This window comes from Desulfosporosinus paludis (assembly GCF_045689965.1).
GTDB classification, from domain to species: domain Bacteria; phylum Bacillota; class Desulfitobacteriia; order Desulfitobacteriales; family Desulfitobacteriaceae; genus Desulfosporosinus; species Desulfosporosinus paludis.
In genome coordinates this window covers 2,313,562-2,338,296 of record NZ_CP144211.1, presented here as the reverse complement: position 1 = coordinate 2,338,296, position 24,735 = coordinate 2,313,562, and the positions used below count along the sequence as shown (strand labels likewise).

At 41.7% G+C, this 24,735-nt stretch carries 24 protein-coding genes, 2 pseudogenes and 1 riboswitch; of the genes and pseudogenes, 12 read left to right on the top strand and 14 right to left on the bottom strand.

The window, feature by feature from the left end; translation table 11 throughout:
* Positions 1 to 98 precede the first annotated feature (98 nt).
* Entirely contained in the window at positions 99 to 746 is a 648-nt protein-coding gene (locus tag VZF35_RS11740) for a hypothetical protein (protein ID WP_407313770.1), read from the bottom strand.
* An 89-nt stretch (positions 747 to 835) separates the two neighbouring features.
* Positions 836 to 1,780, bottom strand: a complete 945-nt coding sequence (locus tag VZF35_RS11735; RefSeq protein ID WP_407313768.1) for a tyrosine-type recombinase/integrase — start codon at positions 1,778 to 1,780, stop codon at positions 836 to 838.
* A gap of 518 nt (positions 1,781 to 2,298) precedes the next feature.
* On the opposite strand from VZF35_RS11735, the gene VZF35_RS11730 reads away from it, so the two are divergent.
* Together VZF35_RS11730 and VZF35_RS11725 are read left to right on the top strand one after the other, a co-directional pair.
* Positions 2,299 to 2,475, top strand: coding sequence for a hypothetical protein (locus VZF35_RS11730; RefSeq protein ID WP_407313766.1), 177 nt, complete (start codon positions 2,299 to 2,301; stop codon positions 2,473 to 2,475).
* 63 nt (positions 2,476 to 2,538) lie between these two features.
* Positions 2,539 to 2,779 (top strand): annotated as a pseudogene (locus VZF35_RS11725) (DNA polymerase IV); the annotation flags it as partial.
* A 350-nt stretch (positions 2,780 to 3,129) separates the two neighbouring features.
* On the opposite strand, the gene VZF35_RS11720 reads toward VZF35_RS11725, so the two are convergent.
* On the bottom strand, positions 3,130 to 3,303 hold the full coding sequence (locus VZF35_RS11720; protein WP_407313765.1) for an aspartyl-phosphate phosphatase Spo0E family protein: 174 nt from the start codon (positions 3,301 to 3,303) through the stop codon (positions 3,130 to 3,132).
* Positions 3,304 to 3,845: 542 nt separating this feature from the next.
* On the opposite strand from VZF35_RS11720, the gene VZF35_RS11715 reads away from it, so the two are divergent.
* Positions 3,846 to 4,091 (top strand): hypothetical protein, encoded by a 246-nt coding sequence (locus VZF35_RS11715; RefSeq protein ID WP_407313763.1) that lies wholly within the window; start codon positions 3,846 to 3,848, stop codon positions 4,089 to 4,091.
* A gap of 707 nt (positions 4,092 to 4,798) precedes the next feature.
* Here the strand turns inward: VZF35_RS11715 and VZF35_RS11710 are convergent.
* The 3 genes from VZF35_RS11710 to VZF35_RS11700 all read right to left on the bottom strand — a co-directional run bounded on the left by VZF35_RS11710 (position 4,799) and on the right by VZF35_RS11700 (position 7,053).
* Positions 4,799 to 5,014, bottom strand: coding sequence for a helix-turn-helix domain-containing protein (locus VZF35_RS11710; protein ID WP_407313761.1), 216 nt, complete (start codon positions 5,012 to 5,014; stop codon positions 4,799 to 4,801).
* Positions 5,015 to 5,361: 347 nt separating this feature from the next.
* The gene (locus tag VZF35_RS11705; RefSeq protein ID WP_407313759.1) at positions 5,362 to 6,093 is read right to left on the bottom strand and encodes an SGNH/GDSL hydrolase family protein; all 732 of its coding nucleotides are present in this window, start codon (positions 6,091 to 6,093) and stop codon (positions 5,362 to 5,364) included.
* Positions 6,094 to 6,864: 771 nt separating this feature from the next.
* Positions 6,865 to 7,053, bottom strand: coding sequence for a hypothetical protein (locus tag VZF35_RS11700; protein ID WP_407313757.1), 189 nt, complete (start codon positions 7,051 to 7,053; stop codon positions 6,865 to 6,867).
* 314 nt (positions 7,054 to 7,367) lie between these two features.
* On the opposite strand from VZF35_RS11700, the gene VZF35_RS11695 reads away from it, so the two are divergent.
* From VZF35_RS11695 to VZF35_RS11685, 3 genes are all read left to right on the top strand, one after another.
* Positions 7,368 to 7,610, top strand: coding sequence for a hypothetical protein (locus tag VZF35_RS11695; protein ID WP_407313755.1), 243 nt, complete (start codon positions 7,368 to 7,370; stop codon positions 7,608 to 7,610).
* Between the two features lie 63 nt (positions 7,611 to 7,673).
* Positions 7,674 to 8,489, top strand: coding sequence for an N-acetylmuramoyl-L-alanine amidase (locus VZF35_RS11690; protein ID WP_407313753.1), 816 nt, complete (start codon positions 7,674 to 7,676; stop codon positions 8,487 to 8,489).
* A 200-nt stretch (positions 8,490 to 8,689) separates the two neighbouring features.
* Complete coding sequence (locus VZF35_RS11685) at positions 8,690 to 9,949, top strand: ammonium transporter (protein WP_407313752.1); 1,260 nt, start codon at positions 8,690 to 8,692, stop codon at positions 9,947 to 9,949.
* Positions 9,950 to 9,951: 2 nt separating this feature from the next.
* On the opposite strand, the gene VZF35_RS11680 is transcribed toward VZF35_RS11685, so the two are convergent.
* From VZF35_RS11680 to VZF35_RS11670, 3 genes are all read right to left on the bottom strand, one after another.
* Positions 9,952 to 10,290: a P-II family nitrogen regulator gene (locus VZF35_RS11680; protein ID WP_407313750.1), complete on the bottom strand. Its 339-nt coding sequence runs from the start codon at positions 10,288 to 10,290 to the stop codon at positions 9,952 to 9,954.
* A 483-nt stretch (positions 10,291 to 10,773) separates the two neighbouring features.
* The gene (locus VZF35_RS11675; protein ID WP_407308493.1) at positions 10,774 to 12,381 is read right to left on the bottom strand and encodes an IS1182 family transposase; all 1,608 of its coding nucleotides are present in this window, start codon (positions 12,379 to 12,381) and stop codon (positions 10,774 to 10,776) included.
* Between the two features lie 281 nt (positions 12,382 to 12,662).
* Complete coding sequence (locus tag VZF35_RS11670; protein ID WP_407313748.1) at positions 12,663 to 12,797, bottom strand: hypothetical protein; 135 nt, start codon at positions 12,795 to 12,797, stop codon at positions 12,663 to 12,665.
* A 156-nt stretch (positions 12,798 to 12,953) separates the two neighbouring features.
* Positions 12,954 to 13,082, top strand: a riboswitch (SAM riboswitch).
* A gap of 174 nt (positions 13,083 to 13,256) precedes the next feature.
* Between VZF35_RS11670 and VZF35_RS11665 the strand changes: the two genes are divergently transcribed.
* From VZF35_RS11665 to VZF35_RS11640, 6 genes and pseudogenes are all read left to right on the top strand, one after another.
* Positions 13,257 to 14,453 carry a homocysteine biosynthesis protein gene (locus VZF35_RS11665; RefSeq protein ID WP_407313746.1) on the top strand — a complete coding sequence of 399 codons (1,197 nt, stop codon included), beginning with the start codon at positions 13,257 to 13,259 and terminating at the stop codon, positions 14,451 to 14,453.
* Positions 14,454 to 14,455: 2 nt separating this feature from the next.
* Positions 14,456 to 14,856: pseudogene (locus tag VZF35_RS11660) on the top strand (NIL domain-containing protein).
* Positions 14,857 to 15,603, top strand: a complete 747-nt coding sequence (locus tag VZF35_RS11655) for a UPF0280 family protein (protein WP_407313744.1) — start codon at positions 14,857 to 14,859, stop codon at positions 15,601 to 15,603.
* Positions 15,604 to 15,944: 341 nt separating this feature from the next.
* The gene (locus tag VZF35_RS11650) at positions 15,945 to 16,979 is read left to right on the top strand and encodes a DUF6385 domain-containing protein (protein ID WP_407313742.1); all 1,035 of its coding nucleotides are present in this window, start codon (positions 15,945 to 15,947) and stop codon (positions 16,977 to 16,979) included.
* Positions 16,980 to 17,128: 149 nt separating this feature from the next.
* Positions 17,129 to 17,443 carry a hypothetical protein gene (locus VZF35_RS11645; RefSeq protein ID WP_407313740.1) on the top strand — a complete coding sequence of 105 codons (315 nt, stop codon included), beginning with the start codon at positions 17,129 to 17,131 and terminating at the stop codon, positions 17,441 to 17,443.
* Between the two features lie 93 nt (positions 17,444 to 17,536).
* Positions 17,537 to 17,761 carry a hypothetical protein gene (locus tag VZF35_RS11640; protein ID WP_407313738.1) on the top strand — a complete coding sequence of 75 codons (225 nt, stop codon included), beginning with the start codon at positions 17,537 to 17,539 and terminating at the stop codon, positions 17,759 to 17,761.
* 98 nt (positions 17,762 to 17,859) lie between these two features.
* Here the strand turns inward: VZF35_RS11640 and VZF35_RS11635 are convergent, their stop codons facing one another.
* From VZF35_RS11635 to VZF35_RS11615, 5 genes are all read right to left on the bottom strand, one after another.
* A complete protein-coding gene (locus tag VZF35_RS11635; protein WP_407313736.1) occupies positions 17,860 to 18,858 on the bottom strand; it encodes a glycosyltransferase family 4 protein in 999 nt (332 codons plus the stop codon).
* Positions 18,859 to 18,921: 63 nt separating this feature from the next.
* Positions 18,922 to 19,872: a glycosyltransferase gene (locus tag VZF35_RS11630; RefSeq protein WP_407313734.1), complete on the bottom strand. Its 951-nt coding sequence runs from the start codon at positions 19,870 to 19,872 to the stop codon at positions 18,922 to 18,924.
* Positions 19,873 to 20,089: 217 nt separating this feature from the next.
* The gene (locus VZF35_RS11625) at positions 20,090 to 21,799 is read right to left on the bottom strand and encodes a hypothetical protein (RefSeq protein WP_407313732.1); all 1,710 of its coding nucleotides are present in this window, start codon (positions 21,797 to 21,799) and stop codon (positions 20,090 to 20,092) included.
* 104 nt (positions 21,800 to 21,903) lie between these two features.
* Positions 21,904 to 23,454 carry a beta-propeller fold lactonase family protein gene (locus tag VZF35_RS11620; RefSeq protein ID WP_407313730.1) on the bottom strand — a complete coding sequence of 517 codons (1,551 nt, stop codon included), beginning with the start codon at positions 23,452 to 23,454 and terminating at the stop codon, positions 21,904 to 21,906.
* An 85-nt stretch (positions 23,455 to 23,539) separates the two neighbouring features.
* Positions 23,540 to 24,547 (bottom strand): glycosyltransferase family 1 protein, encoded by a 1,008-nt coding sequence (locus VZF35_RS11615; RefSeq protein WP_407313728.1) that lies wholly within the window; start codon positions 24,545 to 24,547, stop codon positions 23,540 to 23,542.
* Positions 24,548 to 24,735: the final 188 nt, after the last annotated feature.

Genomic DNA, 24,735 nt, shown 5'->3' with positions numbered 1-24,735 from the left:
TTACTAGTATGGCTCAATAAATCATTACTATTAGCTAATTAATAAAATTTGGTCGGAATGTTACAGTGAGATAGGAGCATGACATCATTCCCTAGAATTTAGTCCAAAGTCTCGGCAAAATCCTTTAATAAATGCATTACGGCAGTTTCTACTGTATCCGACATGTCAACGTCTGTGGCTTTTTTGAACTCACGGAGTAATTTGCAGACTCTAGAAGATAAATGCAGACCAATTAGCTCCTTGTCCACCTTTTTACTTTTGTTACCTATAAGTTCTGCAAGCTTATCTTCCACAGTTTCCATCGAAATAGGTCTAGGTAGCTCAATCTCTTTTGGAGCTTCTTGTGCATCTTTACTTTTGATCGTTTCTAAGTAAACATGATCGATGGAATCTACCAGAACCGAATTAATACTTTTACCTGTAAGAGTCTCAAGCTCCACCAATTGTTCATAAGCCTTTTCCGTAATAGTAATTGCTTTCGGATTATCTTCATCCTCATTCAAAGCTCCAGGCTCTTCACCGGGTTTGTTCTCCTCAAAGTAATCTGGTGGTAATGCTTCTGCTGCTCCCTCAGGCAATGTCTCCATTGGAAGAAACTTACACAAAGCCCTTTCTACCAGCTCACCTTTCCCCATTCTATAGGTACGATAGGTATTATCAAGCCATTCCCATACCAATGTTTCTACATTCACCGACAATGGAGTCATGTTTCTTCGTGGTACTCTCGTCATATCAAATTTAGCCATAGAACACTCTCCTTAGATATGATTAAAACGTACGTGCAGGGGACTGATATCTTTAAACTTTGATATGTTCGAACGGCACCAAAGGGACCCTATCGTTTCATCGTAACCTTTTGTGTGCTATTGGTAATCTTCTCCAAGAGGTTAAATTTCTCAATACCTTCGAGCATATCTCGGTCATATAACTGAACATATCGTTTAGTCATATCTAAGGTACTATGTCCTAGAAGACGTTGAAGTCTGAAGGGGTCACCCCCAGAAAGAATGAAACTTCGGGCAAAGGAATGTCTAAATTTGTGCAAACCATTTTGAGTAATACCTCTTGCTTCGTTAAAAAACTGTACATCATGATAAACAGAAGTTTCCCTCATCTTACAGTTCTTCTCGTTACAAAATAAGTAGTCAGATTGTTCACCACCCCGATGCTTCAAATACATATTCAATATTGTGATAAGACTTGGAGGCAGGGGAAGGATCTGTTGTTTACGATTTTTAACCACCGTAACCTTAACAAGACTGTTATCTAGGTCTAAGTCACTAATCTTAATGTTAACTAGACTTCTGGCCCTTACTCCTGTACCTACAAGAAAATTTATCATACACCAGGTACGAAACTCCCTAAAACTGCACTTCCTTATATTTGGCTTTTTCAACATCACAGACAATTCTTGGTCTGTGTAGGTTTCTTTAACTGGTAGGTCACCCTTCAATAACTTAATCTTTATAGGATGGATATAATTCTCTTCATGTAAATAATTAAGAAGCACTCGAATTGTTCGTAATCCCGTGTTTATCGTCTCAGTTCTTATGCCCTTTTCCTGAAGGTATCGTATATACTGCATAATTTTATCTTTATCGATGCTAGCAACACTATCACCACCCCACCACTTAACAAAATAGTTCCATTGCTGTGTGTAATTTCGAATCGTTGCACTAGACAAATTCCTGGCCTTACATTGATTGATAAATTCCGTAAAACACTTCTCTGCCGTTAACTCCTGTTCAGTTGACAGCATCTTGACTTTACCTCTAGACATGCAAAAAACCACTCCTTTCAACAACAGTTCATTAGCTGTAAAACAGCCGTAATGATTTGTTCAAAAGAATGGTTTAAATATGCTTAATAAGTGACTTTTACGTCCGACGAACGTCAAAAACAGCAAACCGTTATTACGAGTGAGCTGCTCTACCTCTGAGCCACATCGGCATATAAACGTCGATTATAAGCTGGTTTCCGAAACAACAGCTCTTTTCTGCTTTAGTGAGCAGTTCATTCGACTTGGATAGTATAACATAACTTGGTTAGTTTGTTAAGAAAAATCTCTAAAAATTTATAATAAAAAATTAGCAACTCAAAACATAGAATAACCTTACAATAAGAGCTACAATTCGTTTTTCACGCAGTATTTCTTAAGGTCAGATCATTTCTTTAAAGGTCTACAGCTGAAAAAACTCCCATCGCCATTGATGGGAGTGGAAACGAGTAGAAATGTGTTCCAGCAATATTATCTTGTCCAGACATCCCGCTTACTATGCCGCAAGGAGGTTTTATGCTTTGAACAACAAAGATGCAGAAACTTCAGCGAATGAGTTAGAAAAACTTAAAGATAAGTATTCACGGTTGGAACGGGCTTATAATGCATTAAAAGACGATGCTGCCGAAAATCAAGGAAGAACAAGGAGCTCCCCAATAATTGGCGATACCGTTTTTGATGAAAATAAGAAAATATGAGATAAATTTACACTCTCAGCCTTTTGCTGAGAGCTTTTTCTTCGCTTGGATTTAATCAAATTAATTGAAGCTGCATATATGTTAAAAGATCGAATCAAAAACGAGTTAGGGTTTACCGTTAATGTTGGAATTAGCACGAACAAAATCCTAGCCAAGATGGTCTCAGAGCTCAAGGAACCAGATAAAGTACATACAATTTCCCAGAAGAGATTACAGAGAAAATGTGGGTTCTCCCCTCGAGGAGTTGTTTATGGTCGGGCGTGCGACTTCTAAGAAGTTACTGAGCCGAGGGATTAAAACGATTGATTTTCATCAGATGACCTTTTTCGAGAAGGATTATGGTAAACAGCGGGCCGTGGGTCGGGCCATTGATTCGATACGCGAGAGGTTTGGGAATGGTTCAGTGTTTAGATCGGCATTCTTGAATAGTGGGGTTCGGTTTAGCAGTGGCGGGGCAGTGGATGATGAGGGATTCAGCGTGAAGAATGCTATTGGCAAGCACTTTTTACAGGATATTATGTCTAAGAAGTTTTCATAAGTTACTTCTTCCAAAACATATCACCTTCTTTGAAATAGGCTTAGACGGAGATTGGGGTTGGCGTAGATACTATTGAACTGAAGATGATCATATATAGAAATAAGTGTACTGGCAACTCAATCGTGATCTGTTTTTTGCTTCAGCATCTTATAATATTCATTTAATATAGCATCGAGCATCTGACTTGCGGTTACAACTTCCTGATCCGTAAAGTCTCTCCCCTCTTTCATCTTGATCATGCTTAAGCGTAATTCTTCGATCTGCTTCATTATCTCTTTAAGTTCACGCATATATTTACCCTCCAAATCAACTTTGGAGTAGTATGCCCAAATAAAGATACTCCCATTACTATGTGCTATGCCGCTACGAGGAAATAAATAGGCCCCCACCATTTCTGATGGGAGCGATACATAGATAGGCTTTATTAGTTTTGCCTGAAGTTAGACTTATTATACACGATTGCCGGCAAGCCTTTCCTTCGTTACGGAGATGATCTGCTCTATCTTAAGCTCTTGTCGTTGAGTGTTAGGAGAAGTGGCTGGTGGTGGTGCTCCGTCTTCTTTGAAATAAGCTAGGACGGAGATGGGTTTGGCTAGGATTTCATGGAGGGGATTACACCTCGTCTATCAATCAATTTGGCACAGGGTTTCTTTTTACCCCTTATTTCCTTAGGTATTCTTACGTTTTCTCAATTAATCATCTCACAAAAGGTTGCACATTCTGGGACAAGGATCATATTCTAAATTAGAAAGTGAGATACCCCCTGTACTAAGGATTTAAGTCTTTCTTCTAGGCCATTTACTGGCCGAAAATTTAAGAGGGGGTTATCTATATGGGTTTTGGAACACCATTTTTCTCGAATCCATCTATTCAAGGACTTTTTGACAATTATCCTATTGGGGCGAGACTTGCGGTAGGTGAGGATTCCAGTTTCTGGGTCGGTAACTTTGGAGGGATTCAAGACGGCGTTGCACTTTTAACAAACGCACGACTTTTCTCTAACGTCGGAACTCCAATCGATGGGATTCGTTCTGTAGTGCGTATTCCAATCCGAAATATCACTTTCGTCAGCCAATAATTTTACCGAAAGGCTCTCAGCAATGGCTGAGGGCCTGTAAAATTACATAAAAAAGCCCCTCGCTTGGAGGGGTATAGTAGAAAGGTGGAAATATGGGAAACTGTGCTCTATGTTAACGCTGATGTAGCGAGTAAACGAGGTTTGGGCTCATCGAATATTGAGTATCACTTAACGATCTTTCTATGTAGATATACTAATATTAATAGGGAAATAAAACAAATTCATTATAGTTAAGTTAAGCATGAATAAATGTCATAGTTGGTGCCATTGAAAACCCAAATCCCCCTCGTAACGAGGGGGACAGAGGGAAATAAGGATGAGGGAAGTGTAAGGCGGGTCTGTATTTCAACCGTAAATTACGAGTGTTTATCCGTTGTGTTTATCATAACCCATTTCTGTTACCTTTCGATGAACTTTCAATGAAAAACGCGTTAAAAATAAAAGATCAACGGCTAAGCTTGCTTATTTTTTATAAAAAATCCCCTCTCCAATTAATGAAGTGGGCTTTGTCACGGCGTCCGGCAACGCCGATTAATTATTTATGCAGGTTGATCTTAAGCTTACTTGATCTAACTCAATAAAGCAAAGAACCGATCTGCTCAATTATTTCTTCGGTTTTGCGCATACATTGTCACCCTGATTTGTTTTGGGACTAGTATGTCCGCTGTTTAATTACTTACCCTTGGACACCAAAATGATACCCCTGCTCAGCGAGAAACTTCCTTGTTCAGCAATTCGTGAATCGATATACCAAGACATACCGCTAATTGTGCGAGTTCATTTATGCGAGGGGTTTTTGATCCGGATTCTATGTTAATAAGACGCTCGAGGCGAAGGCCAGCTTTGGCGGCCAGTTCTTCTTGGGTTAAATTACGCTTTTGCCTATAGTAGGCTATTCGTTTGCAGACGGTTTTTTCGATCATGATCAATGGAGTATCTCGCCTTCTTTCACGCGTTTAACAAGGATTTATTCATCGCATTTTCTGCATCAAAAGATCTTTATCCTCTATTCATGTTCAAAACAGGAAAAGAGTCCTATGTCCTCTGCCACTAGACCTATCTTCACTGCAATAAAAGAATGTGGAACTTCGATGAAGCCTCAACAAGAAGGACGAGTTGTAACTTTTTTGGAAAAACAACATATTGTATATTGTTTGAACGCACTTACAGACAGCAGCACTTTCAAAAAGAGAGCCGATAGGCTCTTTTTTACTTAAGTTCAAAGGCCTTAAGTTTACCATTAATCAACATTTGCATTAGGATTTTGTTTTTACTTGCTTGAGTCTATCACCGTAACTAATTGATGATAGATATAGTCAGACATTAACTTATTTCCTGTGTCATTTGGATGAAGTACATCCTTTAACAATGTACCTAAAGTAACCTGATCTTGTGGAAATGCGCTCCATACATCTAATAAGTTTGACCCGGTTTCAGCCGATACATTAATAATAGCTTTTCTGATTCCCGCAAATTTAGATTCGTCTAAAGAAACCATGGGAGGTTCAACAACGCAGAATATATCCGCTTTAGGAGCTTTGCTTTTAATTTCATGGATTAACTGAGTATATTTTTCACTGAACTGATCCGGAGTGGAAAAATTCCTATCGATTCTTCCTGTGAAAATAAATACAGCGTCTGTAGTACTTGTTATCTCTGTCGCTCTCTCTAAGCAATAATCGATGAGTTTTCCTGATGAAGCTTTGTTATCCCATATTATTTTATTTGAATACTTTTTAACTAAAGAAGTATTCAAATCGGAATTCCATCCAGTTGTTAAGGGGTTTGATGCACCTTGACTAACAGCGATTGAATCCCCGAGAATCACAGCATTAACTGTACCACTTTTTAACTTACTAATACCTGTCAAGGCTTGAACGTTAGTAGCAGTTGCGGGGGCTACAGTTTCCTGTGTTGACTTGTCATCAGTGTTTCGGATACTAAGGCCTACCAGAACAAGCACGAGTATTGTTAATAATAAATAAATACTTAATTTCTTCATGATCTTACCTCTTCTTTATACCTGATTATTAGTGTCGGTTTATCCGGCTTCCAAGGCCCCCATTCTTGTAAACAGGGGAAGGTTCTTCGTTAAATTCAGGTGGCGCAGAGTCCCATCTGAACCTTGATGTTCAGCTTTAGCCTAGCTGTGTAATTACACTTATCAGCGATTAATAAATGAAATATTGAAGATTAATGTTTTAAGTTAATTATTATAAAATAGACATTCGACATATTATACTATAAATTTACATATTTGTGTTAAATAGTATCTTTGTAATTTATTGATTTCTAGCCATTTTATATATTGAAAATAAAATTTTGGAAAAGGATAAACGCTTACTTTTTACCCCCATATGACCCATTTCCCAGAGATATTTAAGTGTCCCAAAAGCCATCAATTTTGGGATCGGGCATCATATTGTGAATTAACTAAGTGAGATAATAATCTCCAACGCTAAAATAGGGCAGATCCTTTCTCTAGGCTAGAGCCTGATATAATTACATAAAAAAATCCCCTCTTTTGGAGGGGTATAGATAAAGGAGGCTAAAGTGAAAATAGGGCAAATATTTCAACCGTAAAATTACGGGTATTTTTGGCGTTCAGCCCAACTTATTATGAGAATATGTTAATACCTGTAAGTGAAAATAACAAATACCGTATGGTTAGATCCGGCATAAATAATCAATATAAGGATTGAATCCAGTAGTTATGCGGTTATAAAGAAAGCCTAGGTAATAATCATACCTAGACCAACTTTATGGGATTCTCTTAGAAAGGGTAGCATGGATTGGGAGGCAAGGATGGCCTTGGCAGTCGCCATAGCTCCCAGATAACGACTAACAATAAAGCGATGATTATCAGCAACGCCGTTAAAATACCTATAGCCCTTATAACTCCTAAGGCCCCTAGAATTCCTATAGCTCCTAAAATTCCTCCTATAATCCCGGCAACAAGCATATAATTCACCTCCTTCTTCAGGTTCCTATAAGATGCGGAGGCTACTTGATACAGCCTATTCTGCTTGTCTATTGGATGTTCATCAGTAAGCAAAAATAAACACAAAGAAAACCTAGGCAAAAATACCTAGGCTAAATCATAAATACTACAAGAAAAAAGTGTTTGACTGGGACAAGGGCAAGGCGGATGATTCTTGAGGACAACCTGTGAACACTTGGTCTTTTAGGAGCATAGACTGGAATAGATATTAGCAATAGTCGCGGGTGGTATTAGAAGCTTTGATCCTAAATTTATCGGAACACGGAGGAGTTAGGATGGGAGATGCTGAAACCCAGGCTCTCAAAGAAGATGTCATGGAGATCAAAAGTGATGTTAAGGAAGTCAAGAATGCTGTTGACCGCTTACACTTGCTTATGGTTGAGAAGTATGTCACTAGGAAGGAGTTCGAGATTTTTAAGGATCGGGAAATAAGTAGTCGCCGTTGGTGGGCAACATTTGTTATTGGTGCTGTGGCTCTTGTCGTGACTGTAATCGATGCAGTTCATTACTTTCTTTAGATCAGTAACGACTAAGTGACATTCATAAGAGCATTGAATAGAATGGCAAGGGGGGATTCGGCAGTGAAGATATGTCTTGACCCAGGTCATGGCGGTTATGATTCCGGTGCAGTTGGGTTTGGTTTACAGGAGAAAGAGATTACACTGGATATATGTCTGCAAATAAAGGCTCTATTGGAATACAATGGACTTGTCACGATCCTAACTCGGGATGGAGACTATGCCCCCGGGCATCTAGAAGGAGATCTCAATGGAGAACTTTGGGCACGGGTTAACCTAGCAGAACAAAATTCAGTAGACTTGTTTTGTTCAGTCCATGTTAATTCGGGGGGAGGAACTGGGGAACAGGTATTAGTGTCAGAACTGGGTGGAAACGCTCAAAAAGCGGCTAATCAGGTATTGCCTTACCTTGTTCAGGCAGGTGGATGGTCCAATCGTGGAGTAACCGCCCAAAACGTCCTGGTGCTCAGAGAAACAAGCATGCCCGCCATCTTAACTGAAAATGGGTTCATAGATAACTCAGAGGATGCAATGAAACTAAAGGATCCCAAGATTCGAAAGGCCTTGGCGGTTGCTCATGCCAAAGGAATCTGTGATTACTTTGGAGTTCAATATCGAGAAGGGGGAACGGATGTGCTGGAAGTAGCTGTATTACTTTATACCAAAGAAGACTATTGGTCAGGGACGGATGTTTCTGTAAAAAATGGAAATTGTGCCTTATTCATTCGCCCAGACGATCATTCCGTACCTAAGGATGCCATGAGTGCTAAAAAGCTAATTGTTGTGGGGGGACCAACAACAAATCACCCGAATGAAGTTTTGCTTTCAGGAAATAGCAAATATGATACTGTAGCCGCTGTAGCCAATTACTTGAAATAATGTATACAATATTAAGTATTAAAAGAGTCTAGACACCCCTACCGAAGAAAGTTATAATGAAAGAACCATTTTGTCGTTTGTAAGGGAGCAACGAGGCTCTAAAACGGCGTTCTTAATTGACGCCTTTTTAGGCCTTTTTGTTGTTTATTTGAGATTTACCCTAGCAATGGCATCAAAGTGGTAGGTTGGAGGGCAGCACTATGACTTTAAACTCCGGAGATATTACGTTTGTATTCCTATGTACTATTTTAGTGTTTTTAATGACTCCGGGATTGGCGCTATTTTATGGGGGAATGGTCAGAAAACGAAATGTCCTTTCGATAATGATGCAAAGTTTTGCGGCACTGGGACTGGTTACGGTCATTTGGGTGGTGTTCGGATACTCCTTAGCTTTCGGTTCAGACCATGGCCATGTCATTGGGGGGTTCGATTGGTTGGCTTTGAGAGGCGTGGGACTCACTCCTAATCCGGATTATGCCCCATCAATTCCTCATTTGTTATTCTTCTTATTTCAACTTATGTTTGCTATTATTACCCCAGCTGTTGTCAGTGGTGCAACTGCAGAAAGACTTCGTTTCCCTGCGTTTCTTCTGTTTATGCTCTTTTGGAGTTGTTTCGTTTATATTCCTCTAGCCCATTGGGTCTGGGGAGTTGGCGGTTGGATGAGAAACCTCGGAGTGATGGACTTCGCGGGGGGAACGGTTGTAGAAATGGCTTCCGGAGTGTCAGGATTGGTCGCCGCTCTGATCGTTGGAAAACGCTTGAAGGTTGGTTATGAATTTAATATTCCTCATAACATGCCCAACGTTCTCTTTGGGGGAGGACTTTTGTGGTTTGGGTGGTTTGGTTTTAACGCCGGGGGAGCTATGGGAGCTAATGGACTTGCCGTTTTAGCCCTGGCGACAACTCAAATAGCGGGAGCAGCCGGAATGATAGGTTGGGCGCTTCTGGAATGGTTCCATCGTCGGCAAATTACAGTTTTTGGGGCAGTCAGCGGAATTATCGCAGCTCTAGTAGCGATAACCCCTGCGGCAGGATTTGTCTCCACTGGGAGTTCCCTGCTCATCGGATTTATCGCTGGAGGAGTCTGCTATTTAGGTGTAAGCATACTTAAGGCCAAACTGGGGTATGATGATGCTCTCGACGTTTTTGGCATCCATGGGATCGGGGGTACTTGGGGGACAATAGCCACTGGTATTTTTGCAGACATAAATCTTAATCCACAGGGTCATAATGGCCTGCTGAATGGCGGCGGATTTCACCCTGTATTAATCCAACTTCTCGCAGTGGCAGCAACCTATGCCTTCACCGGCATAATGACATTTGTTATTTTGAAAGGAGTTGCTCTGTTTACACCGCTTCGGGCAACGGACGATGAGCAAGTCAATGGGTTGGACCTGACTCAACATCGAGAAAATGCTTATCCGGATTTTGAACTAAGTGATAATGTTTTTATCTAGGGTTAAAGGGCTTCCTTGCCGTGTTCACCTGTTCTAATTCTGACCGCATCGGCAACGTCATAAATAAAAATCTTACCATCTCCGAACTTCTCAGTTCTTGCAGCTTCAACGATCGATGAGATGATTTCATCCACTTTAGCCGAAGAGACAACAACCTCAAGCTTTATCTTAGGCAATAGTTTTGTGACAATTTCTTGGCCTCGATAAATTTGAGTGTACCCTTTTTGATTTCCGAATCCTGAAACGTTAGAAACAGTCATACCGTTAACCCCTAAGTCTGATAACGCTGACTTGACATCATTAAGTTTTTCTGGTCGTATAATCGCTTCAATTTTTTTCATAATTAAACACCGCCTCTTAATTTTGGTTTCCTTAGGTCAGTCGAGACTCATTGATACGGTTTAGAGAAACAAATCTCTATCTTAAAAATAGGTATAATACTTTTTATTATAACAAAAATGTAAAAGTGATAAAACCTTAGCATTGGCTTTAGTAAAAATTTGCCCAAATTTAAATTTTTAAATTTAGAGGAAATGCCTAAGATTAGTTCAAAGGATAAAGGCTGACAGTAATTTAAATAAATCTTCAAATTAGAGAAGAGGCAATCAAAACTTATTGATATTGCTGGACTCAAAACGAAGAGGCTGTCTCAAAATGATGTCTACGACATCACGAAGAGGCAGCCTCTTTTCAATATTTGGGGAAAAATAAGTTGAGATTGTGAAATCACAAGGGAGTATTCCTGATTTCACAATCTTATTGTTATATTTGGGAACGCTAAAAGAGCACTCTCTAAAACTCCCTAATTAAAAGGCATAAGCAGATTACGCAACCTCTATTTTATGTAACGAACAGCCACATCTGTCTTGTTGTATTTTGTTGTGCAACTTATTGATGTTAAAACCAAAGCTCAAAAGCAAAAATTCAGTTTCAACATTCTTTTTACCACGCATTACAAATCTTCGGAAGCTATGATCTTCCTTCAGAATTCCAAAAGCCCCTTCAACCTGGATGGAACGATTCATTCTTAGTAGGATACCTTCAGCCGTTGTGATATTATGTAAGGATTCTTCTCGTTTCTCCAAAAATACTTTTGATACAGATAGTTTCTTATTACCCGCTGCTTTTGTGCATTGTTTTTTGAATGAACAGCCTCCACAACTCTCACACTCATAGAGAGTTACATCCGATTTATAACCACTTTTCGAAGTTCTTGTCGTCTTTCCGACAGCCACTAGTTTTTTATTATTTGCACAAAGATATTCGTCTTTGACTGCATCATAGACCATATTTTCCCGTTTACCAATGATCTTACTAAAGCTTTTTTTCTTCATTACTTCATAGGTCTGTGGCTTAATGAAAGGCTTTAGTCCTTGTTTCTCAAAATAAACATAGTTTTCTTCACTTTCGTAGCCTGCATCAGCAATGACATTATGATATCTTTTAGGTAAGTTCTCAATTAGCTTTTCTAAAAAAGAAATAAGAGTCAATTGATCGGAGCGCTCACTCGAAATGGCCAATCCAACGATATATTCAGCCTCTACGCCAATCTGCACATTGTATCCTGGCTTTAGCTGAGAATTTCTCATATGATCTTCCTTCATATGCATAAAAGTGGCATCCGTATCCGTCTTTGAGAAGCTATTTCTACCATCAAAAAGCTCGTTATAACGATCATATCTCGTTTGTTTTTCCAAGAATTCTTCTAGTGTCTCTGTTGCCCTTTGCAGATTAGTCTTGCGTTTTCCCTTTCCAGAAACAAACTCTATTTTTTCGGCTTGTTGCTTCTCCTTCAGAAAAGCAATGTAATTCTGAAGGGTTTCCACTGTGATTGCCGACTCGCTTAATGGAATACCAGTTTCGATTTCTTTATTGAGTTTCACAAGAAATGCCCTGGCTTTTTCTTGCAGTTTCTGTTCATTTTTGATGGTGGTTTTCTTCCATACGAATGTATATTTATTGGCATAGGCCTCAATTTTTGTACCATCTATAAAAATATTTTCATACTGGATCTCACCCAGTTCACCTAGTTTAACGACCAATTGGTTGAAGAGCCCTTCGATAATTCCTTTAATCCGACCGTTGCGGAAACGAGCAATCGTATTATGGTCGGGCACCTTCTGTCCTTGGAGCAACCACATGAAATTAATATCTCTCCTACAGGCTTCCTCTATTTTTCTGCTTGTGTAAATGTCGTTCATGTAAGCATACACCAATACTCGGAATAATGTCTTGGGTGTGACTGCTGGATTTCTTCCCTTGGAAGAGTACGCCTTGTTTAAATTTGTATAATCTAATCCCTCCGTCATATGGCATAGCAGTCTCACCGAGTCATCTTCTGGTATTAATACTTCCATGTTTAGTGGGAGCACGAGTTGATAAACCCCACTATTTTCGTTATAATTTTTGCGTATAGTTTTGTTTTGTAGCATAAACTAATTATACCGAAAAGACGGGTCTTTGGACTTGTCTTTTTGTATTTTTACACAGAAAGGGGCTGCCTCTCCATAGAAATTATATTTCTATTTTGAGACAGCCTCTTGTGGTGTCTTCTTTTTAAATGGGGAATTTTTTCCCCGATCAGGTTTGCCAGTTTTCGTTGTATCTGCTGCCTTATTAGACATAGAAAGTAGCCTCCTTGTTAAACATAATTTAGGTTCCTTCAGTCACAGGAATAATACAAAAAAGATCACTTTGATAGCGAGTTAAAACCTCACTCCGGATAGGTTGTTTCTTTATCTTTGCCATAGTCAGTCCGTCCATCTTGATCCGGTGAGTGTCCATAAGGGAGTTCTTCACGTTTTGGAAATGGGCGTTTTGTCGGTTTAGGTTGATCTGACGAATGCATTGTATCCCTCCTCTTTGGAATATTTTTAGAGTTCCCGGTGCAGGATTAATTATGCGGGAGACTCGGAAACTTAACTTGTGTATTAATTATCGTGAGATCATATTGACATGATATGTAACAAATGTTAGACTCAGCGTAGTGAATTTAATAGGTATGCTCTTATCCGGAGTGGTGGAGGGACTAGCCCAATGAAACCCGGCAACCCGCTTTGCTTGCAAAAGCCTCGTCTTTGCTCAAAGCATGGTGCTAATTCTTGCAGGAGTGAATTCTTCTGATAGATAAGAGGAGTGTCGATGACGTAATTTGGCCTCTTCTGTTTAGAAGAGGCCTTTTCAATGCCTGTTCACGATGGCGTTGAAGAGAACTTTTTTAGGTCATACTCCAAGTACTGCTAGAAGTTGAATTTAATTGGGGATTAGTGAGGATAAAGCTGCAACAAATCTGGAGGTGGGATGTTTCATGAGTGTTGAGAAGACGTATGCGGAAATTAACGCCAAGATCAAAGCTGGCAAAGCAGTCGTAGTGACTGCAGAGGAACTCATAGCATTGGTCGAGGAAAAAGGGCTTTCCCAAGCCGCCCATGAGGTAGATGTCGTCACTACGGGAACTTTTGCGCCGATGTGTTCTTCGGGAGCTTTTTTAAGTTTCGGGCACACTAAGCCCCGTATGAAAATGCAGAAAGTTTGGTTGAACGGAGTATCCGCCTATGCTGGAGTAGCGGCTGTAGATGCCTATTTGGGAGCGGCAGAACTGCCCGAAGATGATCCTCTGAACAGCAACTATCCTGGAGAGTTTCGCTATGGCGGCGGGCATGTTATTCAAGACTTGGTGGCGCGTAAACCTGTTCATCTTAAGGCGATTGCTTATGGAACGAATTGTTACCCGCGCAAGGCTTTTGAAACAACAATAACCCTTGATGAGATCAATGAAGCCATTCTTTTTAATCCTCGTAATGCTTATCAGAATTACAATTGTGCCGTAAATCTGACGGATCACACAATTTATACGTATATGGGCATGTTAAAACCTCAGTTGGGGAACGCCAACTATTCGACCTCTGGAGAATTAAGTCCACTTTTGAAAGATCCGCATTTCAAAACGATTGGAGTAGGCACGAAAATTTTTCTTGGTGGCGGGATTGGATATGTCGCTTGGAACGGAACCCAACATTTCCCTTCCATTACCAATGTCGATGGCAAAGAACTTGGCGGCGCTGGCGGAACGCTTGCCGTAATAGGGGATCTTAAGCAAATGAGTCCCAAGTGGCTGGTCGGCACCAGCTTCTTAGGGTATGGGGCAACGCTTAGTGTGGGTATAGGTATACCAATCCCAATTCTCAATGAAGAAATCGCTCGCTACGCAGCCATGAAGGATGAAGATTTGTATGCTCCCGTTGTTGACTATGGAGACGCATATCCCTCATTTACTCCTGGAAACTTAGGGTATGTCAGCTATGCTGAATTAAAAAGCGGCAAGATTCAAGTAAGAGGCAAGGAAATTCAAACAGCTCCTCTGTCGAGTATGCCAAGAGCACGGGAGATGGCCTCAACCCTTAAGCAATGGATTAATCATGGCGACTTTTTATTGACAGAGCCTGTCAAACTTCTCCCCTCGCCTGCCGATGGTATTATAGCTCATAGCTTAAAGGAGGTTTGATTATGTCGCCTAAAAGAATTGTTTTACGCTTTGGGACAGATATTTCGGTAAAACCGATCGTCTATCGCCTAGTGAAAGACTTCGACTTAGTCGTTAATATTGTGAAGGCGGATGTTAATCCTCAAAAGAGGGGACCATGGTTTTAGAGGTCACAGGAGATCAAAGCGAACAAGGGCTAGCGTATTTGCGCGATCTGGGTGTTTCGGTACAGGATCTCAAACAGGGAGTTGTGCGCATTGAAGAAAAATGTGTTATGTGCGGTGCCTGTACTGGTCTTTGTCCGACAGGAGCGTTATATATGGAACGCCCCTCCATGGAAGTCCATTTTGATGGAGATCAATGTATCGTCTGTATGCTTTGTACTAAAGTATGCCCGATGCGGGCAATGGAGGTTCGCCTGTAAGTGGACTTTTTAGAGCGCACATATCGTCAGTGGCATCGCCAAGAGGATCTTGTGCATTTTCAAGTGACTGTGCAAGAAACTGATTTGGATATTGGAGTTCGCAAAGAACGGTTCTCTCCTGAATTGGCTGAGTGGATTGAGGACACAATTCGTGCTTGCCGTAAGCCACTGGAAGACTACGTTCAGCAAGACCCGGGGTTTCTGAAAGCCTTAGTTCCTTACGATGTCCCAGAGCATGCGCCTCTGATTGTGAAAACCATGGCTGAAGCTGGGCGGTCAGCCGGAGTAGGTCCAATGGCCGCTGTCGCGGGAGCGGTGGCGGAGTGGGTAGGAAAAGCAATTGCCAAGCGTTCTCGGGATGTGATTGTAGAAAATGGCGGGGATATCTTCATGAGATCGACCCGCCTTCGCAAAGTAGGAATTTTCGCAGGAAATTCACCCTTGTCGAATCGTGTAGCTATTGAAATTCGCCCAGAACAAACTCCCCTTGGAATATGTACTTCATCCGGCAAAGTGGGCCCTTCATTGAGTTTTGGTAAAGCCGATGCCGTTGTGGTTCTCTCACCGTCCGTGGCGTTAGCAGATGCTGTGGCAACAGCTTGCGGGAACCTTGTTCAGACTGAGGAGGATTTAGAACGTACTATCGAGTTTGCTTCTCAAATCCCAGGAGTCAGTGGTTGTCTCGTCATCAAGAACGATCGATTGGCAGTTTGGGGAAGTGTAAAAATTTTACCCATGAAGGTTTGATTGGTATCGTATTTAAAAATTTAATCATAATAAAAAGATAAAAAAGAACCTCCCCGTCGGGAGGTTTTAGTTTTGCGCAATTATCTTTATCTTCTTAGATCCTTTGTACAACCCTAATTTAGCACGAAATACTGAAGGAATCAATGCCCAGTTTTTGGATCGCTATTTCTGTAGAAAAAAATAGAAAATCTTGACAAAGAGTAAATAAATGTAAATCAAGTTTCTGTTTAAATAACTATTTCAAGTGCTATTTTTCGAGGCAAGCCTATAGGATAAATTGAAGCATCATTGATGCCCAAGACAGGGGGCTGATTAAAATAAAGAGTGTGATTGGGGGAACAATGAATCAAGTTGTAAATGGTGATTTCATAGAAAAAAGCCAACTGCAGGACTTTCCAGAAGCTTGGTTCCCCATCGGCGGAAATCACGCTTCAAGTTGGAAATACAAACAAGAATCCCAGGCTGCATATTTCTTGGAAATTAGCAATTCGGCAGGCACCAGAGCGGGAATTGTTCAAAGCGATGAGAGTCTCTTAGCGGTTGGCAAAAATGAGCATTGGGTAATTAAAGTAGTTTTTAAAAGTCAGCAGCCAGAATTAAAAGCTTATTTACGTCTCTATCCTACGAACTGGCATGGAGATGTTATGTGTCCGTGGGAATTCTACTTCCATCCGCGGATAGAGCTTAAGAAGTTTACGCAATTTAAGCAAATCGTTACTATTGATTCAGATATAAAGTTCCTGCGTTTAGAAACAGGGATTCTAGGGTCAGGCAGGTTATCAATCTATGAACTCATTGCTTACCCTCTGATTCCCAAACGATTGAAATGGAAAAACAAAAACGACCAACAAGCTCCTCCTATTGAGCACATTCAGTCTATTGGAGAAATTCTCAAACCTATTCAGCTTGCAATGCCAATTCCCCTGAATGTACCTGTCAATGTTCAGGCTAAGGTCCATGCGGATATTCGTAACTTAACCCCGCTGCGCGATCGAGTCCAAATTTATGGAAACAACCAAGCTCCTTTAGCCACATCAAGTTGTGGTCGAGCGCAGGTGGAAATTTTCGGACACGGCTTTCAGGAAAGTCTTGAAGATGTCACAGCGAGCCCAACAAGGTCTGTAACAACCACGCGTGACGTTGCTGCCTTAGCCCGCTTTTCTTTTGCAATCTATAATTTTGGAACCCTGCAAGCTAATGTACAAATAGAGTTGAGTCCAGACGGTATACATTGGGCGGTTGAGGGGATGCAGCGAGAGGTTGGTCCTGAAACGATGGTTATTCTCTCACCCGAAGGTTTTTTGCGTTATACAAGAATATCCTATTGGGCAAATGGTTCAACAACGCTGAGAATATGGGTTCAGGCGCAAAGTTAAGAGCATTTTAAAGCATTTGGAGAGTTAGAACCTTAATTCAAAGTTTCCAAAGGGCTCAGGCACTATAAAGAAAGTTGCTCTGAAAGAACCTTATAAGCTTATAAGAATAAAATAAACTGTAAGTAGGATTTTTCAGAGGAGAGATAAATATGGACGGGCTTGCCTTAGTTTTCCTCTTAGCCGTTGTGGTAGAGAAACTTGTGGAAATCTTTAAAACTATTGTCTTTTCTATCCCTTTTTTTCCAGACAAGTTTAGGCCCTTGACCCTGCAATTACTGAGTTTAGCATGTGGTTTATTGCTTGCTTTTCAAGCAAATATCAATGCGATGGATCTATTGAAGGTTAAAATCTTAAATCCTATGATAGGAGTAGCGATAACAGGTCTTGTGATAGGGAAGGGAGCAAACTTTGCTCATGATTTCTTCCAGTCTGTTGAAAAGAACCCGAAAAAATTAGGTCAATAAGAGGGAACTTGTGCTGTCACAGTGCCCGGTCTTACAAGGCAGAGCAAACAAGCCGTGAAATATTTATGCTTAACCTCGATAGGAGGTGTGAGTATGGCGCAATCCCGATGCCTAAAATGCGGAAGCAATAGATTTGAGGTTGTCCACGCCAATAACCTTGAAGGAACGACTCGAGCTGTGCTCTTCGTACAGTGCGCTGAGTGCGGATCGGTCGTTGGGGTACTTGATTTTCTTAATCTTAGTGTGAAAGCAGAACGTGTAAAAAATGATCTTCAGTTAATGGCAGAAAGGCTATTGAATCGACTGAGCAATGGTTAAGTAAAAGAGATCGACCGCTTAGGTCGGTCCCTTTTAACTAGTGCGCCACGTATGGCGATTAACTAGGGTTCAAAGCTTTTTACTATTGCAGCTCAAAATTATTGCAGCAGGAGGGACTGATATGCTTCTAACGTTATTTTGGAGATGTTTGACCAAGGGTAATGCTGTTGAAGATGGTGCATAAGAGGTTGAGGAGATGCCTGGAAGGATTGTTCGAGAGCTGAGCGTAAGCTTTGGTCATCAAGTGGACGTATATAAAGGGCCATATCCTGGAAGTATTCTTTGGGGCTCCCTTGATCTGTGGAAATAACCACTGTACCGCAGGCTCCAGCTTCTATACTGGACAAACCAGGGGTCTCAAACCAACTGGGCAGCGCATGGGCTTTGGCAGAAGAATAAGCCGAGGCGAGAAGTTTCCCTTGTAAAGTACCGAGATAGTGAACATTGGAAAAAGAGCTTAGATCCTGAAAATAGGCTCGGTCGTTGACAGGGCCCAGCAATACTACAAAAAGCCCTAGCTCTTGAGAGATTCTTGCCAACCAATGTTGGTTCTTGCGTGGGGAAATACGCGCAGCACAGAGTACAAATTCTTCAGGAATATCCGGAAACTGTTCGCGAAATAAATCGGGAGCAGCGCCAATAAACGAATCGGGGAAACCATTAGGAACGACCTGATGGGAAGCAGTTTCAGGGAAGTCTTGCTGAAGGACGTTCATTTCCATTTCACTATTGGGAAGTAAGAGCTGACATTCCCGAACGAGTCGTGCGCGCATAGGCTGCATATGCTTCCAAACCGCTAAGGCATTGGAATGATTGCCTTCCCTATTTAAGAAGGCATTAGGTGGCCAATAAATTGGTGAAAGGGCAATTTTTTTCTGCTGTTTTTGAGCGTTGCAAAAAAACATGTAGCTTTCCTTAATTCTCGTAATATTAAATATGTGAACCAAGTCATAAGGAGTTACATCAAGATTAGAGTCTGCAGAAAAATGTACCTCAACTCCAAGACTTTTAAGCCCCTGACCCGTTGAAACCAATTGGACAGTATCTCCGGCAGGGTTTTTCATGATATCTGGGCGCGCTTGAAAAAGCACTTTCATTGAAAGACTCCTCTCTAGATACCTGGACTTAGTTTGTTATCGGATAGTGATAAGTGCTGAAAGTTATAACGTTTCGAGACTTGTTCGAACGGATTGGACACGATGTTGATAAGTATGACTGCGGTAAACTTCTTCTTGACCTTGGCGGGCAATTTTAAGGCGGAGATCTTCCCGCTTTAGATAAAAACGTACGAGCTCAAGTGTCTCATCGGGATGACGGCTCCAGACGAGATGAATATGGTTTTTGAAAAGGTTTTCAATCGCCGGAGACCAATGAGTTAGGAAAAAAGCCCTGCACCCTAAAGCTTCAAAGGTGCGCATACTCATCATCGTCGGAGATGTAATCACAGAATGCAGTCCTAAAACAATTTTAGTCGAAGAATAAGCACAGGGTAATTGGTCATAGGGTAAATACCCTCTGTAAACGTTGGACGGTAAACTATAATGGTCTGTGTTCGACACCCAGTATTCGTTGCCATAAATTTTTAGTTGATAAGGTTCTGAACGTAAAGGAGTCAGGATAGTTTCTAAGCCAATAGCTCTCTGCGGATACGATGTGTAATAATTGGCGACCAGAAGCAAATCACTATGATATTCGAGTGAAGGTTCAACAGGACGATGGAACGATGGATTGCAGGCAAAGTGAAAATAAAGTGCTCGAATTTTGTCTCGGTGATATAAGGGAAGACACTCTTCAGCTGGAGTAAGAACCAGACTGGCCCCGCGTGCCAAGGGGCGGGACATGCGGCGCCAGTCTGGAGGATCATCAATGGCCCAATAGACGAGAGGAATAGAATGCCGTCGTAAGAGGGGAAAAAGTTTACGTGCCACTGTTGAGATCGAAACCCCTTCAGCCAAAGCAAAATTAGGTTTCCAAGCCTTAAGCAGGTGTTCTAAACGGTCTTCCCAATCAGGTAAATGAACCGGAAGATAACGAATTATATCTTCTGAAGAAAAGCCAGAGGCTAAGCCTTGGGTCAATAAGGATGAATCATTCAAAAACAGTAATTTCATCAGTACGGTCTCCATTGGTGTCTGGTTTTTTCAATAACAAATTCTAAGGATTTTATTAAGGTTGCTGAGTTAAGATGGTAACGTTGAGCAGCCTGCTCAACACTCATAGTGAGTAAGCTTTTTACTCCTCATCCGCTGCAGGTGATACCGAATTTTCGTAAAGTAGGTTCTGTTTGAGGATAGTTAGAGAGAATCTCTGCAAGATTGGTTTGCAAGTCTATGTGATCCATTTGTTCCAAAAACCTCCTCTGTTTTTTTGATCGGTTTTTTCTTGAAGCTGGCTAATCTGTACTCCGAGATTTTCCAAAGAAGAGTCGCTTTCTTCCTGTTTGGCTAACATTACGCGCAGAACTTGAGAGAGACTTTCGGTTTCTTTTTCAAGGTTGGCCATAGCCTCCTTAAAGGGTTCCAGTTCATCGACAGGAATTTCCGCTAAAGTTGAAGTTTCTATCGAGTCTTCTAAAACAGCCGATTCCTGCCTTGATTTAATGATATTTTCTGAGAGTGCACCAAGGATCTGATCAAACTTAGAAAGCATGCTTTGAACGGTAAGGCTCAGATTGGAATTTTCTTGCTCGAGATGAGCAACGGTCGTAATTAATTGTTCTAGCTGAGGGTTTTCCTGAGCGGGTTGTTGGGGTTGAATGTTTTCTTCTAAAGGAGGTGCTAGGGGTTCAGAACCCTTTTCTGCTGCATCTGAAGGGGATTCCGTTACTATTGGCGGACTAGGGGGGCTTGAATTATCTGGGATAGATAAGGGTGGAACAGGATAAGAAGTCGAAGAGGATACTTCAGGATAGAAAGCCGGAACAGGAGGGGGAGGAATCTGGATATTTTTTTTTGGCGAGAGAGACTGAAAAGGAGTAAGCTGTGGTGTGGGGGAAAGAGCCAAACCTAATTCGCGTTGATACACGGGTGTGTGCCGTTCTGCTTGATTTTCCAACCAATACGTTTGATGGAAATTCCGCTTACCATTATGCACCCATTGTATAGGCCGATGGAAAGGGGAATGTGAGGAGACCAATCTCCAACCTGCTCCATCATTGAGCAACAATGTTTCTTCCTCTGTATGGATTAAGAGCCAAATAACGCCGTTGATTTCTAAAGAACCAATATTTCTCCACGGCAGAGGGAAGGTTCTTATTGGGGCGGGCGACGGGTGCCAATTCCCAGTTAGTTCAAGGGCATTCGTTTGTTGAGCCCAACGTACTTCAAATTGACCACTGGGGGTTTTTACGACCCAAAAAAGGTGATGAACATTGTCTGAGGTCATCAATGCGGCCATATCTACAACTTCACCAGATATTTTTAGGGTTTCGGTCGGTGAACCCCAGATATGAAATGTTCCATTAAAACGATTCGTAAAGAGGAGCGAATACCGTCCTTGAAAGGTCAAGGTTAGTAAATGAAGGTTCCCTTGTCCATCAATGTTGACGTGATAGAGAGGTTCTCGCGGGTGTACGACTTCTCCCAAATGAACGCTATTCCAGGTTGCGCCATTCCAAAAACGGTGTTCGATACGCCATAGATCGCGGATAGCTTGGTGGGAGCAAGCGTAAAAAATATGTATCATTTTACCCTGCGCGAAAAGAAAGAGCCGACGGTATTTAGTAGCTCGTACATCTAATTTAGCAATCAAGGTTGTTTGAGGGGCCGAAAAACGAGGGATAAGCGTATAACAGAGTTCGCCGTTTGTTTTCAAAACAACCAGATGAACAGTTTCAGAATCGGTCATGATTCCATGAGCTAATAGCAGTGGTTCCTGAATTTTGTAGTAAGGTTCCGGGCTGTCTGCCCCGAAAAGGGTACATCCTTGAGAATCAATGTGCAAGTAAACGGATTCATTTTCATAAGTGAGAAGTAGGGGAGTAAAAGTGGTTCGACTTTGGAAAGCCAATACGATCACTTCCTTTGTTTTCTTGGTCATGTGAAGAGATTTGATAATCTTCGTTAATGTACTTGGTAAAAAGAAAAGGCCGCCGTGGACGGCCCTTTCTTTTATGGGGCAAAAAGTCAGAAGATAGAGAACAACTAGCAATTATCCAGTTGTGGCGGGAAGAAGTCGCTGGGGAATGGAGTAAGAGTGGTATCGAAGAAGTTAAGACAAGGATTTTGTGGAATAACTGGGAATTCTTCACAAGCTGGCGGTTCTGGGCAGAAGCCAAAGGCAGGAACAAGGAGCTGGACAACACCCGTCACCTTAGTGATGACAAAGCTGCCGATGGCAATTTGAATGGTTGTTGACGTAAAGACTGGGCTTGTGAGAACTTCAGTTCTTGTTTCAACGCGCAGATTAAAGTCAAATTCTGGTCGTGTTGGCGGGAAGAACATAACAATGTCTTTGTTGATATCTGGAAGAAAACCCGTCAAAGTAAACAGAGCGCCGGTTGAATCCCGTAGGGTCAGGGTGTAAGGAATTTGAATTGTGAACTGAACCCTAGAGAAATTCGGACGGGATGGTATCGGAGTAATGACGATACTGCCGGGGACGATCACACCCGTTGAGAAAGTCATGCTGATGAAGGTGAACGGTGGTACACCTGTTGGCAACGTAACAGTGAAGGCTGGGAAACATTCCCTCTGTAAGCAGCTGGCATAAACTTTTTCAACGATGATACAGACCGATTCGGTGATCTCTTCCAGTTGATAAGGATCTGTTAAATCAATAGGTTCACTTGGGGATAAAGCTGATCCGACTCTGCCAACGGTAACCCCTCGTGGTGGGAAAGACGTGGGAAGTGCGGCAGCAATCGTATTGGTATTGGTATTAATGATACTAATTGAGCTGTCCCCTTCGTTAGCAACCCATACTTGAGTGCCATCGCCTGTGACATCGATGCCAAGAGGATTGATGCCAACAGGAACTGTTGTAATAACGTTAAGTCCAGTGGTTGAGATGACACTTACACTGTTTGAACTGAAGTTAGTTACATACATGAAGACTGGATTAACAGGGTTGGCTGCAATTTTCTGTGGATTTGAACCTACGGGAATCGTGCTTATTAAGGTATTGGTGGCTGTGTTAATGACGCTGACATCGTTGCTTCCGCTGTTGACGACAAAAAGTCTTGAATTATCTAAGCTTACCGCTAAACCGTTAGGCGAAGTTCCAACCAGAATCGTGGCTATGACGGTGTTCGTAACGGGGTTGATGACAGAGACTGAATTACTGCCGGCATTACTGACGTAAACGCGGCTGCCATCGCGGGCAATGGTAACGTCCACAGGATTTGTACCGACTGTAATAGTACTCACAACTGTATCCGTTGGAATGCTGATGACAGACACGGTTCCGCTTCCGGAGTTTGTCACATAAGCTGTTGTACTAGTGGGGTCAATGGCTACTGCTGTAGGAGCAAGCCCTACTGGAATGGTTGCTAGAACACGATTGGCAGAAGTACATAAGACTGAGACAGTGTTGCTCCCTTGATTTGGGACTAGAACTTTGGTACCATCCGGCGTTCGTTTTGGGAAAGCGGGCGCAATGCCTACGGGGATGGTAGCGACGAGCACATCGCTGTAAACGTTATATATGGCGACTGCGTTGTCGAGAGTTACCCAAGCATGGGTTTCAAATAGCATGTGTGTATTCCCCCCCCTTTTTGATAGAGAAATAGTTGACTGAGCAGGACTTTCACCGTATTGTATTCGACCGTCGTCTCGGGTGTTACACGCTTTCTTTATTTCGGTAAGCGGTTGTATAAATTTGCTGAAGTATTCTACCGGTTCGTTCTGTCCAGTCGTTCGCTTGGGCATAAGCCATTCGTTGAGGTTTGCTGGAATCATCACTTTCTAATAAATGACGTAAGCGCAGAGAGAACAAAAAAGGGTCACTTTCAAGATTGATCTTGGGAACAGTGAGTAATTCTGGAAGAGGCGTGGCCAGGACTTGGATGCCCGCGGCGTAATATTCATAAAGCTTAATAGGGTTACAGCCCTTCGTCATTTCTGTTTGCAGAAATGGAATAAGCCCTATATCGAAGTAACGAAAATAAGTTGGGAGTTCGTGATAAGATTTCAACCCTAGATACGTTACATTTTTGTATTTCAACGGGAATTTATGAAGCTGAAAGAAAGCTCCTATAAATACAAAATTAAACTCTGGATTCTGTTGGATCACTGCCCTCAAAAGCTCCCAATCAACCCAAGGGGCTATGGCACCGCTGTAGCCGATAATGGGTTTGCCTGAAGGCAGATCTTGAGGACGTTTATTAGGGCAGGACGAAAAATGCACGTAATCAACACCATTAGGAACTAAATGAACCCGAGGGTGTTTTGGTTGAAAATAATTATAAATGCTTTGACTACTGCAAAAAATAATGTCTGCTTTTTGGGTGATCGAAGGATAATAAGGTGCCCAGCTTGCGAACTCATCCTTTGGTTCATCAACTGCATCATAAATGACGAGATCAGGATTGTAATTAGAAATAGAGTTTATATGAGATGGAACTGTTAACCAAAGAATGCGAGGCCGTGAATGGGGAACATTCATGGCCGAAATCCCCTGACAAAGATGAAGAGTGGAGGATAAACTCTTGATTTTGGGTTTAGGAAAGCTCCCAAGGTCTTCGTAAAGAACTGTTTGACCAGATGAAGAAATTTGACCAAGAAGTTGCTGGGGGCGCTGAAACATCCAATTCCAAGGAATCGAGGGAGGATAGATGAAAGTTGGCATTGATTACCTCCTCATGCGCCGCTCTTTGCCATCCTTGGCAACGCGGCATCAGTCCATCTTGGCATCGCACCATCCATGGCGATGCTCTAACTTTGAACATCTAGTTCAAATCATAGATGGTCCTGTCTTCTGAAATATCATTTATTTAATAGGATATGAAGGAAACGTCTAAATTGGGAATTGGAAAA

Excerpts from the sequence above, each read along its gene's own strand:
- VZF35_RS11740 (WP_407313770.1), bottom strand. The coding sequence starts at position 746 with ATGGCTAAATTTGATATGACGAGAGTACCACGAAGAAACATGACTCCA.
- VZF35_RS11735 (WP_407313768.1), bottom strand. The coding sequence starts at position 1,780 with ATGTCTAGAGGTAAAGTCAAGATGCTGTCAACTGAACAGGAGTTAACG.
- VZF35_RS11720 (WP_407313765.1), bottom strand. The coding sequence starts at position 3,303 with ATGCGTGAACTTAAAGAGATAATGAAGCAGATCGAAGAATTACGCTTA.
- VZF35_RS11715 (WP_407313763.1), top strand. The coding sequence starts at position 3,846 with ATGGGTTTTGGAACACCATTTTTCTCGAATCCATCTATTCAAGGACTT.
- VZF35_RS11710 (WP_407313761.1), bottom strand. The coding sequence starts at position 5,014 with ATGATCGAAAAAACCGTCTGCAAACGAATAGCCTACTATAGGCAAAAG.
- VZF35_RS11705 (WP_407313759.1), bottom strand. The coding sequence starts at position 6,093 with ATGAAGAAATTAAGTATTTATTTATTATTAACAATACTCGTGCTTGTT.
- VZF35_RS11700 (WP_407313757.1), bottom strand. The coding sequence starts at position 7,053 with ATGCTTGTTGCCGGGATTATAGGAGGAATTTTAGGAGCTATAGGAATT.
- VZF35_RS11695 (WP_407313755.1), top strand. The coding sequence starts at position 7,368 with ATGGGAGATGCTGAAACCCAGGCTCTCAAAGAAGATGTCATGGAGATC.
- VZF35_RS11685 (WP_407313752.1), top strand. The coding sequence starts at position 8,690 with ATGACTTTAAACTCCGGAGATATTACGTTTGTATTCCTATGTACTATT.
- VZF35_RS11680 (WP_407313750.1), bottom strand. The coding sequence starts at position 10,290 with ATGAAAAAAATTGAAGCGATTATACGACCAGAAAAACTTAATGATGTC.
- VZF35_RS11675 (WP_407308493.1), bottom strand. The coding sequence starts at position 12,381 with ATGCTACAAAACAAAACTATACGCAAAAATTATAACGAAAATAGTGGG.
- VZF35_RS11670 (WP_407313748.1), bottom strand. The coding sequence starts at position 12,797 with ATGCATTCGTCAGATCAACCTAAACCGACAAAACGCCCATTTCCAAAA.
- VZF35_RS11665 (WP_407313746.1), top strand. The coding sequence starts at position 13,257 with ATGAGTGTTGAGAAGACGTATGCGGAAATTAACGCCAAGATCAAAGCT.
- VZF35_RS11650 (WP_407313742.1), top strand. The coding sequence starts at position 15,945 with ATGAATCAAGTTGTAAATGGTGATTTCATAGAAAAAAGCCAACTGCAG.
- VZF35_RS11645 (WP_407313740.1), top strand. The coding sequence starts at position 17,129 with ATGGACGGGCTTGCCTTAGTTTTCCTCTTAGCCGTTGTGGTAGAGAAA.
- VZF35_RS11640 (WP_407313738.1), top strand. The coding sequence starts at position 17,537 with ATGGCGCAATCCCGATGCCTAAAATGCGGAAGCAATAGATTTGAGGTT.
- VZF35_RS11635 (WP_407313736.1), bottom strand. The coding sequence starts at position 18,858 with ATGAAAGTGCTTTTTCAAGCGCGCCCAGATATCATGAAAAACCCTGCC.
- VZF35_RS11630 (WP_407313734.1), bottom strand. The coding sequence starts at position 19,872 with ATGAAATTACTGTTTTTGAATGATTCATCCTTATTGACCCAAGGCTTA.
- VZF35_RS11625 (WP_407313732.1), bottom strand. The coding sequence starts at position 21,799 with ATGACCAAGAAAACAAAGGAAGTGATCGTATTGGCTTTCCAAAGTCGA.
- VZF35_RS11620 (WP_407313730.1), bottom strand. The coding sequence starts at position 23,454 with ATGCTATTTGAAACCCATGCTTGGGTAACTCTCGACAACGCAGTCGCC.
- VZF35_RS11615 (WP_407313728.1), bottom strand. The coding sequence starts at position 24,547 with ATGCCAACTTTCATCTATCCTCCCTCGATTCCTTGGAATTGGATGTTT.